At 71.3% G+C, this 2,323-nt stretch carries 3 protein-coding genes; 2 read left to right on the forward strand and 1 reads right to left on the reverse strand.

Annotation, left to right across the window (positions count from 1 at the left end):
* The coding region (locus ABE485_RS31020; RefSeq protein ID WP_346519087.1) for a zinc-binding dehydrogenase at positions 1 to 425 on the forward strand (425 nt) is incomplete at its 5' end.
* Positions 422 to 1,843 (forward strand): aldehyde dehydrogenase family protein, encoded by a 1,422-nt coding sequence (locus ABE485_RS31025; RefSeq protein ID WP_346519088.1) that lies wholly within the window; start codon positions 422 to 424, stop codon positions 1,841 to 1,843. The genes ABE485_RS31020 and ABE485_RS31025, both read left to right, overlap by 4 nt.
* 19 nt (positions 1,844 to 1,862) lie before the next feature.
* On the opposite strand, the gene ABE485_RS31030 is transcribed toward ABE485_RS31025, so the two are convergent.
* Positions 1,863 to 2,323: MFS transporter (locus ABE485_RS31030; protein WP_346519089.1), on the reverse strand; the 461-nt coding region annotated here is incomplete at its 5' end.

Below are 2,323 nucleotides of genomic sequence, written 5' to 3' on the forward strand. Positions count from 1 at the left end.
CCGCCGCGCAGGCCCGGCAGGCGGCGGGGCCGGTATGGGCGGTGATCGACTGCGGGGGCGCGGCCGGCACGGTGCAGCAAGGCATGGACATGCTGACCAAGGGCGGCCAGCTGATCCTGGTCGGGCTGTTCGGCGGCGAACTGACCCTGTCGCCCGCGCTGATCCCCATGCGCGCCATCAGCATCGAAGGCTCGTATATCGGCAACCTGGAGGAACTGCGGGCGCTGATGGCGCTGGTGCGCGAGCGCAGGCCGCGCGCCATTCCCACCGACTGCCGCTGCCTGGACGACGCGCAATCGGCGCTGGCCGACCTGTCCGCGGGGCGCGTGGTGGGGCGCCTGCTGCTCGGCCCGAAATCCGATCCGACAGCCGGCGCGGCTGCCCGTCCATTCCCTGCCACTCTTGAACAGGCATCTCAACCATGATTGCGAATCTGGATTCCGACTACACGATGACGCTGAACGGCCGCGCGCAAACCTCGCCGCAGACGTTCGACGTGCTCAACCCCGCGACCGAAGAACGGATCGCCGCCGCGCCCGACGCGTCGCTGGACCAGCTGAACGCCGCCGTCGCGGCAGCGCGGGCCGCTTTCGGCCCGTGGCGCGGCCTGCCCATCGGCGAACGCCAGGCGGCGCTGCGCGCGATGGCCGACCGCCTGGAGCAGAACGCCGACGGCTTCATGCGGCTGCTGACGCGCGAACAGGGCAAGCCGCATGCGGACGCGCGCGCCGAGGTCGGCCGCTGCGTGGCATGGCTGCGGGCTTTTGCCGCGCGCGATCTGCCGGTGGAACGGCACGACGACGGCGCGGGTCACCTGTTCGAGACCCGGCGGGTGCCGATCGGCGTGGTGGCGGCGATCGCGCCCTGGAATTTCCCGATGACGCTCGCCATCTGGAAGATCGCGCCGGCGCTGCTGGCCGGCAACACCGTGGTGCTCAAGCCTTCGCCCTACACGCCGTTGACCTCCCTGAAAATGGGCGAACTGTTCCGCGACCTGACGCCGCCGGGCGTGCTGAACGTGATCAGCGGCGGCGATAGGCTCGGGCCGTGGCTGACCGAACATCCGGGCATCGACAAGATCGCCTTCACCGGGTCCACCGCCACCGGCCGCCGCGTGATGCAGAGCGCCTCGAGCCGGCTCAAGCGGGTGACGCTTGAACTGGGCGGCAACGACGCCGCGATCGTGCTGCCGGATGTCGACGTGAAGGAGACGGCCGGCAAGCTGTTCTGGGGCGCATTCCGCAATTCGTCGCAGTATTGCCTGGCGACCAAGCGCCTGTACGTGCATGAGTCCATCTACGACGCGTTCGCCGACGCGCTCGCGGGCCATGCGGCAAGCGTGGTGGTGGGCGACGGGTCGCAGCCCGGCACCGGCCTTGGCCCCATCCAGAACCGCGCGCAGTTCGACCGCGTCAAGGACCTGATCGCCGATGCGCGCCGCACGGGCGTGCGCTTCGTCACGGGGGGCGAGGTGCCCGAGGGCAAGGGCTATTTCGTGCCCGTCACCATTCTGGACAATCCGCCCGACGATGCGCGCAGCGTGGTGGAGGAAGCCTTCGGGCCGGTGCTGCCGCTGCTGAAATTCCGCGACATCGACGAGGTGGTGCGCCGCGCCAACGACACCGAGTACGGGCTGGGCGGATCGGTCTGGTCCCGCGACGTGGACCTGGCGCAGTCGATCGCGCGGCGGCTCGAGACCGGCACGGTGTGGATCAACCATATCCACGTCATGTCGCCCGACGTGCCGTTCGGCGGCCACAAGCAGTCCGGCGTGGGCGTGGAGAACGCCCTGGACGGACTGCTGGAATACACCAACACGCAGACGGTGTCGGTGCTGGTTTAGTAGGGGGCTGGCCCGGGCCTCATGCGGCGTAGCGGCTGGCCTCGCCATTGCGGCTGGCCGACGGCCACAGGCGCAGGGCCAGCGCCGCGGCTGCCGCGCCCGCCGCCGTCACGGTGACGCCGGTCCAGCCCCAGCGGGCCAGCGCCAGGCTGCCCAGCGCGCCGCCGGCGGCCATGCCCACAAAGACGCCCGTCATCAGGATCGCGTTCAGGCGGCTGCGGGCGGCGGGATCGATGCCGTAGACGATGCTCTGGTGCGCGATCAGCGAGGTCTGGATGCCCAGGTCGAAGCCGACCGCGGCGCCGCCGATCAGCCACAGCGCGGCGTGCGGCGGCAGCAGCGGCAGGAAGATCATGGCGGCGAAGGACACCATGGTCAGCCCGGCGCCCAGGCTGGCGACCGCCAGCGGACCGCGCGTGTCGGCCACCCGGCCCGCCAGCGGCGCGGCCAGGGCGCCCGCTGCGCCGGCCAGGCCGAACG

This window comes from Achromobacter spanius (genome assembly GCF_039673305.1).
Taxonomy (GTDB): Bacteria; Pseudomonadota; Gammaproteobacteria; order Burkholderiales; family Burkholderiaceae_B; genus Achromobacter; species Achromobacter spanius_F.

Bases quoted from the DNA above. Each gene is read 5' to 3' on its own strand.
- ABE485_RS31025 (WP_346519088.1), top strand. From the start codon at position 422: ATGATTGCGAATCTGGATTCCGACTACACGATGACGCTGAACGGCCGC.